Consider the following 15343-nt stretch of genomic DNA (forward strand, 5'->3'; position numbering starts at 1 on the left):
GTAGCTCACACAAGCTACCTTTTATTGTTACATTATAAATTTGGAATTTGCCAATCAATTTCTTTTTCACCAATGCTAGATAAAAAGCGATTTACTTTCGAAAAGGGCTTGCTGCCAAAAAAGCCGCGGCTTGCTGAAAGCGGACTTGGATGTACAGACTCAATGATATAGTGATTCGGATTCGTAATTCGTTTTTTCTTTGCTTGTGCGTGACGCCCCCATAATATGAAGATGACTGGTTTTTCCCGCTCATTTAATAACTCAATAACACGGTCTGTGAACTGTTCCCATCCTTTTCCTTTATGAGAATTCGCCTCTCCTTGGCGAACTGTTAAAACAGTATTAAGCAATAATACGCCTTGCTCTGCCCATTTTACTAAATAACCATGATTCGGAATTTCACATCCAATGTCTGCTTTTAGTTCCTTATACATATTTTGTAAAGATGGTGGTACCCTTACTCCTGGTTGTACAGAAAAACTTAATCCGTGTGCTTGGTTTGGTCCATGATACGGATCCTGCCCTAAAATCACAACCTTTGTATCCTCATAACTCGTATAATGTAGTGCGTTAAAAATATCATTTGCATTTGGATATATGACCCGCATACTATACTCTTCTTTCAAAAATTGTCTTAAGTTTTGATAATATGGCTTCTCAAACTCTGGTCCAAGTATTGGTTCCCAATCATTCTTTAAAATTTTTTTCATTACCCTCACTCCTGATTCATTTAATTAACCATATCTTGCTTCGTAAACACTACAAAGGAAACAACGAGAGAGACCACTGCCCAAATTGTTAAATTCATTAACGAAAATCCCATCGATAAACCTTGTAGCGCTGGTAAATTTCCGGATAAATAATCTGTTAATGATAAATTGACGCTGAATATATATTTTGCGCCTTCCCATGATGTGGCAAAAGAACTTAAAATACCACCAGCAATTAAAGCTGCTAACATGATCCCCATACCAGCGGGCGTATTACGAATCAAAACGGAAACCATGAAGGAGATTGTCCCAACAACAATTGCTACAAACCACGCTAACCCATACGCCATTAAATTATATTGCGATTGCGGGATTAAGTGTACAAAATTCGTATTTAATGTTTCCTTATCAATGACAAACCCTGTTAACACAGGTAAGTCCCATCCTGCATATCCAAAAACAATGCCAGATAGTATATAAGAGAAAAGGCCAACAAGTAATACGATAAGCGAAATAAACAAAAGCATCGTAACATATTTACTCAAGAGAATTTTCCAGCGCCTAATTGGACGAGTTAAAAGCAGTTTCATTGTCCCATCACTTCTTTCGCCCGATACAATATCAATTGTCACAATCATGACAAGAAGTGGGATAAACAATGTAATCCCTTGTTCAATGAACGCCCTTACAAAAGTTGGTGCTCCCGGTGCTGCTGGATTAATGTTATGATCTAAATAATATTGTTGTTGCTCTACTCTAACTTTAAGCCAATCCCGCCACTCTTCTGGCAATCTAGAATTGTTCAAACGATTTTGCGAATCGACAATTTGCTGTTGAAGTGCAACTTTCCAATCATTTGTCCCAAGTCGTTTTTGCGTTGTTTGTATCTCTCTATACTGCGCGTATACAAAAAGCGGAATGAGAATGACTAATATTAACATCACCACAAAAATACGTTTCTTGCGATAAATTTTCTCAGATTCATTCAAAACAAGATTCGCAAATTCACGCATGCGCCTCACCTCTTGTGAGTTCAATAAATAGATCTTCTAATGTAAACACAAGTTCTTTCACACTATGTACCTCTATCTCACTCTCTACAAACCGCTTATTCCAACTGCTAATTGATTTCACATCCATACGGCATAGTAAACGATGATGATCTATGCTAATTTCAGTCACTTCTTCTGATTTTTCCAATAGATCTTTCGCCTTCAAAATGGGTGTAACAATCCACTCTACGCGGTCGCTTGCAGCTTTTATTAACTCTTCAATAGGAGCAACTGTAATAATCTTGCCTTTCTGAATAATAGCTACGCGATCACATATCATTTGCACTTCACTTAATAAATGACTTGAAATAAATACACTCATCTTTTCCTCTCTCACCAGCTTATGTATAAATTCTCTTAACTCTCTTATACCAGCTGGATCTAATCCATTTGTTGGCTCGTCTAATATAAGCAGTTTCGGTCTTCCAAGAAGAGCTTGTGCAATTCCAAGGCGTTGCTTCATTCCAAGAGAATATGTTTTTACTTTATCATGGATTCTTTCATCTAAATGAACCATCTTTGCAATTTCAAAAATACGCTCATCTGGTATACCGCCTAACATCCTTGCAAATTGCTTTAAATTTTCAAAACCTGTTAAGTACGTATAAAGCTCTGGATTTTCAACAATACTACCAATTTGTCGCATGGCTTCTCGAAAATTGTCCTTAATATGATAACCACCGATAGAAATTTCACCTTCCGTTGCCTGAATCAGTCCAACTAACATTCGAATGGTTGTCGTTTTCCCTGCGCCATTTGGTCCAAGAAAACCAAACACTTCCCCTTGTTTAACATCAAATGAAATATTTTCTACAAGCGTCTTCTTTCCGATAACCTTTTTTACATTCCTTACTGAAAGGATTGTCGTCATTTTGCCCCTCCCCCTTGTAGTTTCAGCTTACTTACAACATTTTGCACTAAGCGATCTGCCATATATGAGTAACCTATTTCATTCGGATGAAAATGATCTGAATACAATAGTTCTTTTCCGCGATTTTGAAACAAATCGAATGTCGGTACAATGTATACATTTTTATGACTGACTGCTATTTTTTCTAACGCTGCATTCCAATCTACAACAATATTTGATGAACCTTTTAAGTCTTCTACATCTTCGAAAGGATTATATAACCCTAGCCAAAAAATAGGACTATCCGCATTTAATTTACGAATTTCTGTTATAATTTTCCTTGCTTGATTTTGAAACATTTCCGTATCTGGGCGATATGTTTCCAAGTCTATTTTCTCAAGCGATTCCCAACCTGGGAATAAATCATTCCCCCCAATTGTTAGCACAATAAGATCCGCACGCTTAATGGAATATCTAGCGCCGCTACTCTCGATTTGCTGTAACAAATCCGCCATCTTCGCTCCACTAACAGCTAAATTCGTTATTGCAACTTTTGTCTTATCCCCTTTTTCCAAATCTTCTTTCATGCGTCCAACATAACCAATTCCTTCTTTATCGCCAACACCTCTCGTTAGCGAGTCTCCTAAGCTAACTACTTGTAACGTCCCAGCTTTCTTTTTTTCTTTTCCTTGCGCCTCTTCTCGTTTCATGACTACATTCGAAGCTTTTGGATTTAATACATCATGAATACCTGAAAGAAAACCGTATGCAAATAAGCAAAAAGACGCCACCGTAAGAAGTAATATTACCTTTACTAATTTTGCCCTCATATGACATCTCCTTTTCGTTCCCTTAGATTGTTCCTAATTATACCAAACCGCAATTTGAAAAGCGATTTTTCCCCTTTATGTTGTTTCTCTCTTCATTGTGCTCAAGCTTTTCAGCATAAATAAAGCCTATTGAGTTATGAAAAACTCAATAGGCCTTTTCCGCTTTATTGTAAAACAACTCCCTGAATATAGTCAGGCACAATCTTCTTATTATTTGGAAACTGGATTCATCTGTTTTGTATCACTTACAATACTCAAGTCTTTCAAACCAGCCCCTAGCCTTTCATAATATTCAGTGAAGCCTTTCCATATTACTTCGCATCCCCTTCAATTCGATAGTTTGCTTTCACACAATCTACTTCCTCATATGATCCCAATGTATGTAAAATATATTCATAGTCTGCAAGAGATGCACGATGAGTAACGATAACAATTTCAGCTTTTCCTTTCTCCTGAAGTGGCATTTGAATAATTTTTTCAAAGCTTACACCTCGTTCAGAGAATAGCGATGTAATTTTTGCAAATACACCAATTTCATCTTTTACATGCAATCGTAAAAACTTTTTCACAAAAATTTCATGAGGCTCTTTTAATACTTTCTCATACTGTGGAGAAACTGCACTATTCCCCGTTACACCAAGGCGAATATTTTGCATAACAGCAACGAGGTCAGAAACAACCGCTGTTGCTGTTGGTAAACTTCCAGCACCCGGTCCATAAAACATCGTCTCTCCTACTGCCTCCCCGTATACATATACAGCATTATATTCATTTTGAACAGCTGCTAGAGGATGTGTATTAGAAAGCAACGTTGGCTCAACTGTTACTTCTAACCTGTCACCATCACGCTTTGCAAGTCCGATTAGCTTGATGGTATAGCCTAAACTTTTGCTATATGCAATATCTTCTTCCGTAATAGAAGTAATCCCCTTCACTTTCACATCTCCAAGTTCTACATTGGTAGAGAAACCAAGAGTTGCTAAAATCGTCATCTTTCTTGCCGCATCTAACCCTTCTACGTCTGATGTTGGATCTGCCTCAGCAAATCCAAGCTGTTGCGCTTCCCTTAACACGTCGTCATACGCTCTCCCTTCGTCAGACATTTTTGTCAAAATAAAATTTGTTGTACCATTCACAATCCCCATTACTTTTGTAATCAAATCTGAGGAAAGCCCCTCTACAATGCTTCGTAAAATAGGGATGCCACCTGCAACACTTGCCTCATAAAATAAATCCGCACTGTTTTCTTTTGCTACTGTTAAAAGCTCTGCCCCATGTAATGCCATTAAATCTTTATTGGCAGTAACAACATGTTTTCCATTCTTTAAAGCTTGTAAAATGTAAGCTTTTGCTTCTTCTATTCCACCCATTACTTCAATAACAACATCAATATTCGGATCATCTATAATTTCATTTGCACGCTTCGTTAATAAATGAGGGGGGACTTGGACCTCACGTTCTTTATCTATATTTTGTACTAGTACTTTTGCTACTTTCACTGGGCAACCTACTTGGTGCATTAATCGATCCTGATGGTTCTCAATAATACGAACCACACCGCTTCCGACTGTTCCAAGTCCTAATAACCCTACCTGAATTTCATTCATAACACTCTTCACCCCTCTAAAAAATGTATTTAGATGTCATTATATAGTTTAAAATTCCGAAAAACAATGTATTTAGAACATTCAAAAAATAAAAATTGGTCTACGTAAAGAAAACGCCACCACATGTTATAGCATCCTTTACAAAATATAAGGGGTTTCCTGATACACATAATAATTAAGCCAATTCGAAAATAGTAAATTGCCATGACTTCGCCATCTAACAAGTGGTTTTTCATCTGGATTATTATACTTGAAATAGTTTTTTGGAACTGCTATATTCAATCCTCTTTGTATATCCCGTTCATATTCTCGTTTTAATGTATCACAGCTATATTCGCTATGCCCAAGAACAAAAATATGTTTTCCATTTTGTCCGATAACAAGATAAACACCCGCTTCTTCTGAAATCGCAAGCAATTTCAAGTCTTCTACCTTTTCTATGTCTGCTGCATGTACTTCTGTATGACGAGAATGCGGTGCAAAAAAGAGCTCATCAAATCCTTGTAATAATTTCACATGTTGCTCAAGTACTTCATGTTCGAACACACCGAACATTTTTTCTGCAAGCGGATATTTAGGAATCCCATAATGATAGTACAATCCAGCTTGTGCTCCCCAACAAATATGCAATGTAGACGTTACATTCGTTTTCGAATAATCCATGATTTTCTTGAGTTCTTCCCAATAATCCACATCTTCAAATGGAAGAGTTTCAATCGGAGCTCCTGTAATAATAAGCCCATCAAATCTCTCTTTTTCAATATCGCGAAATGTTTTATAAAAACTTGTTAAATGATCTTGCGCTACATTGCGAGAAATATGCGACTCCATATGAAGTAAATGCATATCCAATTGGAGGGGCGTATTACCGAGTAATCTAAGTAATTGTGCCTCGGTTTCTTGCTTTTTGGGCATTAAGTTCAAAATTGCAATTTTTAAAGCTCTAATATCTTGTTTTTCTGCTCGCTCCTTTGTCATGGTAAAAATATTTTCTTCTTGCAACACTTTACGAGCTGGTAAATCCTTGTCAATTATGATTGGCATTTGTTTTGCCTCCAATTAAAGCTGCTTCCAAATCAGCAATAATATCAGAAACATCTTCTATACCAACTGATAAACGAATTAAATCTGACGTAACACCGGCTAAACGTTGATCTTCTTCCGTTAACTGTCTATGTGTTGTACTAGCAGGGTGAATAACACAAGTTCTTGCATCTGCAACATGTGTTACAAGCGTTGCCAAATTCACATTTGCTATAAATTCTTTCGCCGCTTCTAGTCCGCCTTTAATTCCAAACGTTAAAACTCCACTTGCACCTTTCGATAAGTATTTTTGTGCCAATGGATAATTTTCGTTACCCTCTAATCCTGGATAATTAATCCACTCAATACGCTCATGCTTAGCAAGCCACTTTGCAATTGTAAGAGCATTTTCACTATGGCGTTCCATTCTCAAATGCAACGTTTCTAAACCAATATTGCTAATATATGCATTGAAGGGGCTCATACAATTTCCATAGTCTCTTAACAATTGAACACGCGCTTTTACAATATATGCTGCTTCCCCAAAATCCTTCACATAACTTACACCATGATAACTTGAGTCAGGTTCTACAAGTTCGGGATACTTTCCATTCGTCCAATCAAAATTCCCTCCATCAATTACAACGCCACCTAATGAGCTTGCATGCCCATCAATATACTTTGTTGTAGAATGGACCACAATATTTGCTCCATGCTCAAACGCCTGACATAAATATGGCGTTGCTAATGTGTTATCAACAATAAACGGTACGTCTAGTTCTTTTGCAGCACGAGAAAATTCCTTGAAATTCAAAACGTTCATAGCTGGATTTCCAAGTGATTCTGCATAAATAAGCTTTGTTTTATCATTGGCAAGCGCCACAATTTCATCAGCGGATAAGTTCGGATTAAAAAATGTAACATCAATTCCAAGCTTACGCAAACTAACTCCAAATAAGTTAAAAGTTCCTCCATAAACAGTTGAAGAACAAAGTAAATGGTCACCACTGCTACAAATATTTAAAATAGCAAGCATAATAGCAGCCTGACCGGAAGCTGTTGCAACAGCACCGACACCACCCTCTAGTTCTGCTAACTTCTGCTCAAATGCTGCAATTGTCGGATTCCCAATACGCGTATAGATATACCCTTCTGCTTCTAAATTAAAAAGCGCCGCCAAATCATCTGAGGTGTCATATTTATATGTTGTACTTTGATAAAGTGGTAGAACGCGCGGCTCCCCATTCTTTGGTGTATATCCCCCTTGCACACAGATCGTTCCTTTTCCCCATGATTCGCTCATTTCTCATACTCCCTTCTTATATAAAACAAATAAAAAAACTGCTTCTTTCCTGAATGAGAAAGAAGCAGTTTAAAAACACGCTCTAAAATTCCTTCTTATCTCTCAGGATTTATTACCTGCAGGATTTGGCACAATTCCGATATTCGGCTGTTGCCAAGGCTTCATAGGGCCTGTCCCTCCACCTTTTCTTGATAAGACTATGCAATTACCAATGATTTTATAGCAATTATTTTCTAATGTCAATTTATTTACTGAATCTTTATAAAACAATATATTAACTGTTTATTTTTATTTTCAAAAAAATAAAACTATATAACTATCCTATATCACAATAACAAGCAAGTATCCCTTAGTAACTACTCTATAATCACAGCTGTGCCATAACCGATTAATTCTGAAGAACCTTGCCCAGCGGCCATCTCAAAGTGCAGACCAACAAGGGCATTGCCCCCTAACTCTTTTGCCTCTTTCTCCATACGTTCTTTTACTATTTTCTTAGAATCCTCTAGCCTTTCTGTATAACTGACTAGTTCTCCACCAACAATTGACTTTAAACTCGCAAATAAATCTTTTCCAACGCAACGTGATTGAACAACACTTCCCGTTACTAATCCAAGAATGCCTGTAATGGTTTTTGTTGGTACGGAACCTGTAGATACCATCAACATTCTGACTCTCCTCCTATTTCATCCTCCATATATAACAAAGCAACTTTACATTTAAGTGAACATAAACTTACAGTTTATGATAAAAATAGATATCCTTTCAATGGAACAATCCACTTTTTTACTTTGTACTTATTCACAACATTGATATAATGATTAAAAATGCAGTTATCATTATATCACCTGAGGGGGCTTTTACAATGACATTAAATAAAGCACTTACAATTGCTGGTTCTGACACAAGCGGTGGTGCCGGAATACAAGCAGATTTAAAAACATTCCAAGAACTTGGTGTATACGGAATGACATCTCTTACAACAATCGTAACAATGGATCCACATAATAGCTGGGCACATAACGTATTTCCTATCCCTGTTTCTACATTAAAACCACAATTGGAAACAACAATTGAAGGTGTCGGTGTAGATGCATTAAAAACAGGCATGCTTGGATCCGTAGAGATTATCGAAATGGTTGCTGAGACAATCGAAAAACATAATCTAAAAAACGTTGTCGTAGATCCAGTTATGGTTTGTAAAGGGGCAGACGAAGCCTTGCATCCGGAAACAAATGACTGCTTACGTGATGTTCTTGTACCAAAAGCATTAATTGTAACACCAAATTTATTTGAAGCATATCAATTAAGTGGTGTGAAAATTACTACTCTTGCAGACATGAAAGAAGCAGCAAAAAAAATTCATGCTTTAGGTGCAAAATATGTACTAATTAAAGGCGGTAGCAAATTAGGTACAGAAACAGCAATTGATGTATTATATGATGGTGAAACATTTGAACTTTTAGAATCAGAGAAAATTGATACAACAAATACACATGGTGCAGGTTGCACATACTCAGCAGCCATTACAGCTGAACTTGCAAAAGGTAAATCTGTAAAAGAAGCTGTAAAAGTTGCGAAGGAATTCATTACTGCGGCGATTCGTCATTCGTTTAAAATCAACGAATATGTAGGCCCAACACATCACGGTGCATATCGTAAATTTGCCGGAAAAGAACTTGTATAACAACGCAAAAGTAAAGCTATCAAACGGTAGCTTTATTTTTTATTTTTGTTCCACGTGAAACGTAAACAGAAAAGAAGAGTGAAACCTCACTCTTCTTTTTTAACAACACCTTGATACTTTTCCTCCTTTTGCATTAAATCTTGCTTCTTGTGCCTCTGCAAAAAATTGTTTTCGGCATAATATAGGCTCTCCAGGATGATTTTCTTTCATATGAATGACATATGTTTCATAACTTGGAACTCCAACAAGCAAGCTAATGAATTGTTTTCTTGCTCCCCATATGTTTCCGAATTTTTTAAGCATAATTTCTCGACTCACTTTCATCTCTTGGAATATATGGCGCTTCTTTTAATGGTATCGCCTTGTTTTGCAACACACGAACCCATATACGAATTGCAGAAATTAGAACTGCTATGACAACTAACATGAAAATTCCACAAAGTGCTGCATCAATATAATCATTGAAAATGATTTGTTTCATTTGTGCGATATTTTTTGCTGGTGCTAATATTTTCCCTTCATCCAATGCATCTTGAAATACTTTTGCATGCGATAAAAATCCAATTTTAGGGTTTTCATGGAACAGCTTTTGATAGCCAGCTGTCATTGTTACAATTAGCAATCCGATTGTGGGGATCAATGTTACCCAAACGTATACCTTTTTGCCCATTTTGAATAAAATAGTTGTTCCAAGTAATAAAGCAATTCCAGCTAGCATTTGGTTAGCAATACCGAAGAGTGGCCATAATGTATTAATGCCACCAAGAGGATCAACTACTCCCTGGTATAAGAAGTAACCCCATCCTAATACGCATAATGTTGTAGCGATCACATTTGCTACTGTAGAATCTGTTCTTGCAAAAGGCTTATATACATGTCCTAATATATCTTGAATCATAAAACGGCCTACACGTGTTCCTGCATCAATTGTCGTTAAAATAAATAGTGCTTCAAATAAAATGGCGAAGTGATACCAAAATGCCATCATCGCTGTACCACCCAATATTTGCGAAAAGATATAAGCCATTCCGATTGCTAATGTTGGTGCACCACCTGTTCGAGATAATATCGTTTGTTCTCCTACATTTGTTGCCAGTTCTTTTAGCTCATTTGGTGTAATTGCAAATCCCCATGATGAAATCACTTGTGCAGCCTGCGTTACATCTGTACCGATAAGAGCTGCTGGACTATTAATCGCAAAATAAGTTCCTGGTGTTAACACACATGCTGCAATCATTGCCATTGCTGCAACGAATGATTCCATTAACATTGCCCCATAACCAATCGGTTGTGCATGCCCTTCTCTTTCAATCATTTTTGGCGTAGTACCTGAAGAAACTAAAGCATGAAATCCTGATACAGCACCACAAGCAATTGTAATAAACAAAAATGGAAATAAGTTCCCTGAAAATACCGGACCTGTTCCATCAATAAACTTCGAAACAGCGGGCATCTGTAATTCTGGCGCAACAATGACAATGCCAATTGCCAATCCAACGATTGTACCAATCTTTAAAAATGTACTTAAATAATCACGCGGTGCAAGCAGCATCCAAACGGGAAGTGCAGATGCGATAAAGCCATATACAATAAGCATGATAGCAATTGTTTCACCACTAAACGTGAACATGCTTGCAAGAGTAGAATTTTCAGCTACATACTGTCCACCAATAAGGGCTAAAATGAGCAAAATAATTCCAATAACCGATCCTTCTCCCACTCTTCCTGGACGAATATAGCGCATATATACTCCCATTAAAATAGCAATTGGGATGGTTGCTGCAATCGTAAACATCCCCCACGGACTTCCGATAAGTGCTTTCACAACTACTAAAGCCAATACAGCTAATAAAATAATCATAATACCTAAAATCCCGATCATTGCGATTAACCCTGTAATAGGACCAATCTCATCCTTAATCATTTCTCCTAACGACTTTCCATTTCGTCTCATTGAAGCAAATAAAATGACAAAATCTTGTACTGCTCCTGCAATAACAACCCCAACAATAATCCAAATCGTTCCTGGTAAATACCCCATCTGCGCTGCTAAAATAGGGCCTACTAGAGGACCAGCTCCTGCTATTGCTGCAAAGTGGTGACCAAATAGCACCCATTTATTCGTTGGTACATAGTCTTTTCCATCATTCAATGTCTCAGCTGGTGTTTGTCGATTATGATCTAGTTCAAATACTTTTCTCGCGATAAATCTACTATAAAATCGATATGCAACGGCATATACTGAAACCGCAGCAACTAATAACCAAATGGCATTAATCGTTTCCCCCTGTGATAAAGCAATCACTCCAAATCCGGTAGCTCCTAATACTGAAATTATCCCCCAAAGCAAAATTGATTTGAATGCCTTCACATACAATCCCCCCAATATAACTTCTTAGTGGAGATTGTACTAAATTTTCTGAATATTTAATTTGAATCCTCCTTATCATGAAGGATTCTTATGTTATCATGTTCATATTCTCTCACAACTTGTTACAATTCAATTCTATTCCGAAGTTGTTTTACATAGTTTCGACTAACAGGAATCGACTGCTCATCATACTTTTCCAAATAAAGATTATACGTTCCATTATAATAAGGTTTTAGTTTCCTTACATATATAACATTAATTAAATAACTCTTATGAACGCGTAAAAAATCATATGTAGCCAATTTATTTTCTAACTCTTGAAGTGTATACGTTGAAATATAATGATTATTTGTTGTATAAATAGACACTGTTTTATTTTCTTTATTCTTGCTTACATATACGATATCCTCGGGAAAAATGTACGTAATCCCTTCCTGACTTTCAATTGGAAGCTTCCGTAAGTAACTTCTCGTTTTCGTTCCAATTTCTTGCTCCATTCTGTGCGCTAAAAATAATACATCATCCTGATGAAATGGTCGCAGCAAATAATAAAATGCTCGAAAACGAAAAGCCATAACAGCCTCCTCAACATTCTCCCCTATAAATATAAATTTCATATTGCAATTTTGCTCTCGCAACAAGTTGGAAAACTCAAATCCTGTTCCGTCTTTTAGCTGCGTATCTAAAAAGACGAAATCTGGAGCATGCTTCTTTGCGATATGTAAAGACTCCGTTCCAGTGATTGCTTCTAGACATTCTACATTTCGTATATTTTCTGTAAATAATTCAATTAATCTATTTCGTCTTTCTACCTCGTCCGTAATAAATAAAATTTTCATTTGCCCAACCACCTAATTGTTTGATCCATGTGTCTTGTTTTATACATTCGCTTTCATTGGAAATAAACCCTTTTTTAAACTTTATTTTCTACTGATCATGATTCCACATAAAAATAGAAAAAAGGAAGTCACTAAAATGTACCCTATAGGATAGACACTTAAAAAAAAGGTCTATTCTATAGAGTATTTCTTGTATAATGAGAGAAAAATGAGAATCGGAGACATTTCAAAATGACGAAAAAACTATTTACAGAAAAAGAAATTGAAATACTATCAAAAAATCGATACGTAAAATCGGTCAGCCCAAAAGGAATTACTTATACCGACGAATTCAAGCGTACTTTCATTAAAGAAAACGAAAAAGGAAAACCCCCTCGCATTATTTTTGAAGAATGTGGATTTGATGTAGAAATCATTGGCATACAACGTGTTATATCATCAGGAAATCGGTGGCGTACTTCCTATAAGAAAGATGGTGTATTTGGTCTAAGAGATACGCGTAAAGAAAACTCAGGAAGAAAGCTAGAGAGAGAACTTACATTAGAAGAGAAATATGCGCGTTTGGAAGCGGAACGAAACCTATTAAAAGCTGAAAATGAATTGTTAAAAAAGATAAAACTTATGGAAGGGAGGATGAGAAAGAACTAACGTTACGACCTAACCAAAAATATATGTTAATTCGTTCTATTATTGAAACATACAACCTCAAAAATATGGTGAAATATTTGTGCGGGATCGCTGGTGTTTCACGTTCAGGATACTATAATTATTTTTCTGTTTCTTCGCAAAGGCAGCGAAAAAACAGAATAGATCAGGATGAAATAACGAAAGAATGGATATTAAAGGCATTTCGATTTAAAAACCGAAAAAAAGGGGCTCGTCAAATCAAAATGACATTAGCGGGTCAATTTCAAGTTGTCTACAATTTGAAGCGTATTCGTAGAATTATGAAGAAATACGGGATTATCTGCCCGATCCGCAAAGCGAATCCTTACAAAAGAATGATAAAAGCGACGAAAGAACATTTCGTGGTACCAAATCGATTGAAGCGAGAATTCAGGCAAGGTACCCCTGGAAAAGTGCTTCTTACAGATATCACCTACCTGTTTTATGGTAAGAATCAGAAAGCATATTTATCTACTATTTTAGATGGGTCCACAAATGAAATTTTAGCCTATCACGTTTCAGAACAGCTCACATTAGACATCGCAATGACGACTCTTCACAACCTAAAGAAGAATAAGAAAATTCGATTGACTGAAGATGCCTATATTCATTCTGATCAAGGAGCTCATTATACAAGTCCGACCTATCAAAAACTAGTTAAAAAATTAAAACTGGGACAATCCATGTCAAGACGAGGAAACTGTTGGGATAATGCCCCCCAAGAATCTTTTTTCGGGCATTTTAAAGATGAAGCGCATATAAAAGCTTGTACATCTTTTTCCCAGCTAAAACAAGAGATTAAAGACTATATGAAATACCATAACCAGCATAGATATCAGTGGAATTTAAAGAAGATGACTCCTGTTGAATACAGAAATCATCTTCTCGCGGCTGCCTAACTTTTTTTTAAATGTCCTTTATAAAGGGTACAGATTATCACCACAACTTCCTTTTTTCTTATATTAATTCTTGCTGCTTTGTTTCTTGTCCAAGTACAATTACTGAAAGTACTCCCATTAAAATAGAGGCACAAAAGATTGTAAAAATGAATGAAAGGGATGTTTGCAAGGCAACCAAATATCCTACTACAAGTGGACCTAAAATTCCTCCGATACGACCAAATGCAGCAGCCATACCTGCTCCTGTTCCACGAATCGCTGTCGGATATTGCTCAGGCGTATATGCATACAAAGCACCCCAAGCCCCTAAATTAAAGAAGGATAGAAACATACCTGCTACCACTAATATCGTTACAGAATCTGCAATACCAAATATATAAGCACTACAAGCTGTACCAATTAAATACGTGATCAATACAAACTTCCGACCCACACGTTCAATAAACCACGCAGCTGTAAAATATCCAGGTAGTTGTGCTAGCGTCATGATTAATACGTATTCAAAACTTTTTATTAAGCTAAATCCCTTTAATACCATTACGCTTGGTAACCAAAGAAACATACCATAGTAAGAAAAAACAACACAGAACCATAAAATCCATAGCATAACAGTGGCTTTCCGATACTCTTTAGACCAAACAGCTTTTATATTGGTCATAACAGATTGTCTCTTTTCTACTTTTTCAAACTTAGGTGAATCTGGCAACTTCCATCTTAAATACAGAGCATAAATGGCTGGAACTGCACTTAAAACCATCGCTACTTCCCAACCATATTTCGGGATGACAAAATATGAAATAATCGCAGCGATTAACCATCCGCCTGCCCAAAAACTTTCAAGTAAAACGACAATTCTTCCGCGTTCATGTGCCTCTACGCTTTCAGATACAAGTGTAGAAGCAACTGGGAGTTCCCCGCCAAGCCCCATACCAATGAAAAAACGCAAAATAAGAAATGCGCCTACTGTTGTTGTTAAAGCCGTCAAACCACTACCGATCGAAAAAAGCAATAAAGTGATAACAAAGACTGATTTTCGTCCCCTTTTATCCGCCATTATTCCAAATAAAAGGGCTCCTACTGCCATACCGATAGAATTTATGCTACCAATCCAACCTATCTCCTGGCTTGTTAATCCCCACTCTTTTTGTAAAGATACAATGACAAATGAAAGCATTCCGACATCCATTGCATCAAATAGCCATCCAAGCCCCGCTATTCCGAGAAGCTTTCGCTTTGAAATTTCTTTTGCCTTCCCCACTAGAAGTCCTCCTAACACAGGTGTCTTTACACATAATTTTACACATGTGTACTGCATAAGTAAAACAAATTTATTCTGCCATTTTAGCGATAGTAAGACTCCCCTCAAAAATTCGACTGAAAACAAAGAAGTTAAGCGGGAGTATAGTTGCTTGTAAAAGTTCGACTCATGAATATAGAGAGGCCTTACTAATTAACGCTTTACTTTATCATTCCCTTAGATTTATCCTTTCATTACTTACGTCATAA

The 15343-nt window shown here is 36.7% G+C and carries 14 protein-coding genes and 1 riboswitch; of the genes, 2 read left to right on the top strand and 12 right to left on the bottom strand.

The annotated features are described in order from the left end of the window. Nucleotides 1-32 precede the first annotated feature (32 nt). From BCER98_RS19730 to BCER98_RS19765, 8 genes are all read right to left on the bottom strand, one after another. A complete protein-coding gene (locus BCER98_RS19730; protein WP_012096362.1) occupies nt 33-710 on the bottom strand; it encodes a uracil-DNA glycosylase in 678 nt (225 codons plus the stop codon). Between the two features lie 20 nt (nt 711-730). Beyond that, entirely contained in the window at nt 731-1723 is a 993-nt protein-coding gene (locus tag BCER98_RS19735) for an ABC transporter permease subunit (RefSeq protein WP_012096363.1), read from the bottom strand. Further along, a complete protein-coding gene (locus BCER98_RS19740) occupies nt 1716-2633 on the bottom strand; it encodes an ABC transporter ATP-binding protein (protein WP_012096364.1) in 918 nt (305 codons plus the stop codon). The genes BCER98_RS19735 and BCER98_RS19740 overlap by 8 nt, the downstream gene beginning before the upstream one ends. Next, nucleotides 2630-3442 (bottom strand): SGNH/GDSL hydrolase family protein, encoded by an 813-nt coding sequence (locus BCER98_RS19745; protein ID WP_012096365.1) that lies wholly within the window; start codon nt 3440-3442, stop codon nt 2630-2632. Before BCER98_RS19745 ends, BCER98_RS19740 begins: the two co-directional genes overlap by 4 nt. 311 nt (nt 3443-3753) lie before the next feature. Further along, nucleotides 3754-5049, bottom strand: coding sequence for a homoserine dehydrogenase (locus tag BCER98_RS19750; RefSeq protein WP_012096366.1), 1296 nt, complete (start codon nt 5047-5049; stop codon nt 3754-3756). 138 nt (nt 5050-5187) lie between these two features. Continuing rightward, the gene (metA, locus tag BCER98_RS19755) at nt 5188-6093 is read right to left on the bottom strand and encodes a homoserine O-acetyltransferase MetA (protein ID WP_012096367.1); all 906 of its coding nucleotides are present in this window, start codon (nt 6091-6093) and stop codon (nt 5188-5190) included. After that, nucleotides 6077-7375 carry a bifunctional O-acetylhomoserine aminocarboxypropyltransferase/cysteine synthase gene (locus BCER98_RS19760; RefSeq protein WP_012096368.1) on the bottom strand — a complete coding sequence of 433 codons (1299 nt, stop codon included), beginning with the start codon at nt 7373-7375 and terminating at the stop codon, nt 6077-6079. The genes metA and BCER98_RS19760 overlap by 17 nt, the downstream gene beginning before the upstream one ends. 92 nt (nt 7376-7467) lie before the next feature. Beyond that, nucleotides 7468-7573: riboswitch (SAM riboswitch) on the bottom strand. 158 nt (nt 7574-7731) lie between these two features. Further along, nucleotides 7732-8043 (bottom strand): YbjQ family protein, encoded by a 312-nt coding sequence (locus tag BCER98_RS19765; protein ID WP_012096369.1) that lies wholly within the window; start codon nt 8041-8043, stop codon nt 7732-7734. A 197-nt stretch (nt 8044-8240) separates the two neighbouring features. On the opposite strand from BCER98_RS19765, the gene pdxK reads away from it, so the two are divergent. Beyond that, nucleotides 8241-9062, top strand: a complete 822-nt coding sequence (gene pdxK / locus BCER98_RS19770; RefSeq protein ID WP_012096370.1) for a pyridoxine/pyridoxal/pyridoxamine kinase — start codon at nt 8241-8243, stop codon at nt 9060-9062. Between the two features lie 99 nt (nt 9063-9161). Here the strand turns inward: pdxK and BCER98_RS19775 are convergent, their stop codons facing one another. The 3 genes from BCER98_RS19775 to BCER98_RS19785 form a co-directional block, all read right to left on the bottom strand. Continuing rightward, nucleotides 9162-9365, bottom strand: coding sequence for a YbdD/YjiX family protein (locus BCER98_RS19775; RefSeq protein ID WP_012096371.1), 204 nt, complete (start codon nt 9363-9365; stop codon nt 9162-9164). Next, the gene (locus BCER98_RS19780; RefSeq protein WP_012096372.1) at nt 9358-11433 is read right to left on the bottom strand and encodes a carbon starvation CstA family protein; all 2076 of its coding nucleotides are present in this window, start codon (nt 11431-11433) and stop codon (nt 9358-9360) included. Before BCER98_RS19780 ends, BCER98_RS19775 begins: the two co-directional genes overlap by 8 nt. A 122-nt stretch (nt 11434-11555) precedes the next feature. Then, nucleotides 11556-12272 (bottom strand): LytR/AlgR family response regulator transcription factor, encoded by a 717-nt coding sequence (locus BCER98_RS19785; RefSeq protein ID WP_012096373.1) that lies wholly within the window; start codon nt 12270-12272, stop codon nt 11556-11558. A 231-nt stretch (nt 12273-12503) separates the two neighbouring features. Between BCER98_RS19785 and BCER98_RS21540 the strand changes: the two genes are divergently transcribed. Next, a protein-coding gene (locus BCER98_RS21540; RefSeq protein WP_094374263.1) for an IS3 family transposase occupies nt 12504-13837 on the top strand; the annotation gives its coding sequence in 2 pieces (ribosomal slippage) (nt 12504-12891 and nt 12891-13837; 1335 coding nt in all). Nucleotides 13838-13895: 58 nt separating this feature from the next. On the opposite strand, the gene BCER98_RS19800 is transcribed toward BCER98_RS21540, so the two are convergent. Next, the gene (locus BCER98_RS19800) at nt 13896-15095 is read right to left on the bottom strand and encodes an MFS transporter (protein WP_012096377.1); all 1200 of its coding nucleotides are present in this window, start codon (nt 15093-15095) and stop codon (nt 13896-13898) included. Nucleotides 15096-15343: the final 248 nt, after the last annotated feature.

The sequence above is a fragment of the Bacillus cytotoxicus NVH 391-98 genome (assembly GCF_000017425.1).
Classification (GTDB): domain Bacteria; phylum Bacillota; class Bacilli; order Bacillales; family Bacillaceae_G; genus Bacillus_A; species Bacillus_A cytotoxicus.